Raw genomic sequence first — 1,247 nt, 5'->3', positions numbered from 1 at the left:
CATCTTTTGGTTTGCCATGGAAAATAAATCGATTTCTGGCGATGGCTTCTTTTTTTGCTCCAACGGATTCGATCAAAGCTTGGCTGGCGTTGTTATCAGGATCACAAACGATTTCAATACGAGTTAAGCTCAGTTTCGCAAAACAAAATTCTGCCAACGCTTTAATCGCCTCTTGAGCGTAGCCTTGTCTTTGGTAACGGTCTGCTACCCAATAACCAATACTCGCCATATTAAACGTATGGTAAAGCTCATTCACGGCTGCCATTCCCAGCAAGGTATTGCTATCTCTATCATAAATACCGAAACCAAATGCTTCCGTTTTGACCCAATTTAAACGTGTTGCTAGTAGAAAGTCTTGGGCATCTTTTAGCGAGACTTCTGCGTCACACCAATCAAGCCAAGTATGCAAAGATGGGGATTGGGAGAGCAATCGTTGTAGCGAGTGAGCGTCATCTGCTGGGATAAGACGAAGGGCTAGGCGAGGGGTGATGATTTCAAAATCTGGGCTCATGAACAAATACGACTTCCATTGCTGATTTTAGAGATATGACCTTTCGTTCCTTAGGTCATTGTAGTTGTTGGCTTGGGTTTACTTCGCTCAAAGGCTAAGGCTTCAAACCGAGTGACTACTGGCATGGTTGTGATTAAATGAGTTTAGGTGATATGAAGTGGCAGATAAAACAAAGCGCAGCGATTGCTGCGCTTTGTAGAACTGTCGAAGTTTAGTTAACTCGACGCACTTGGATGATCATTCCCATTAGAGGGTTGTCTAAGTAGTGCGTTTCGCTGCTTTTCATGCGGCGTTTTTGATCCAATCGGTAGCTCTTTAAGAAGGTTTCTTCAGTCACCGTTGGTGAGATTTCTGCGAGGTTACCCACTTGAACGTTGCCGTCAACATCACCGAGTTCATCATTCAACTGGTCAGTTGATTTAGACTCAAAGCGAACTTCACGGACGCTTGGTTCACGCAAATCCAGCGTGGTTTCTGCAAACAAGTAATGCTGCACGTAAATTTGGAATTTGCCATCTAACTCATACAGTGGGCCGTTGATGGTTTCTTCGTTATAGCCGTCGCTAGAGTAGCTGTTATTGCCATTAATCGGGCTACCATCTGCATTGTAAGAGCCAGAGAAATCACGACCACCTACAATTCGAAAGATTGGCGCGCTTGCTTTACCTCGATCACCTTGACGCCATGCTACGTGTTTTAGCACTTTAAATCCGGCGTGATTGTTCAGCGCCGCTTC

At 44.7% G+C, this 1,247-nt stretch carries 2 protein-coding genes; both read right to left on the bottom strand.

The annotated features are described in order from the left end of the window. Positions 1-511: GNAT family protein (locus R8269_RS24930; RefSeq protein ID WP_318222871.1), on the bottom strand; the 511-nt coding region annotated here is incomplete at its 3' end. Between the two features lie 211 nt (positions 512-722). Continuing rightward, the coding region (locus R8269_RS24925) for a peptidoglycan binding protein CsiV (protein WP_318222870.1) at positions 723-1,247 on the bottom strand (525 nt) is incomplete at its 5' end.

It is taken from the genome of Vibrio sp. Vb0667 (genome assembly GCF_033391095.1).
This window is presented reverse-complemented; position numbering and strand designations above follow the sequence as displayed.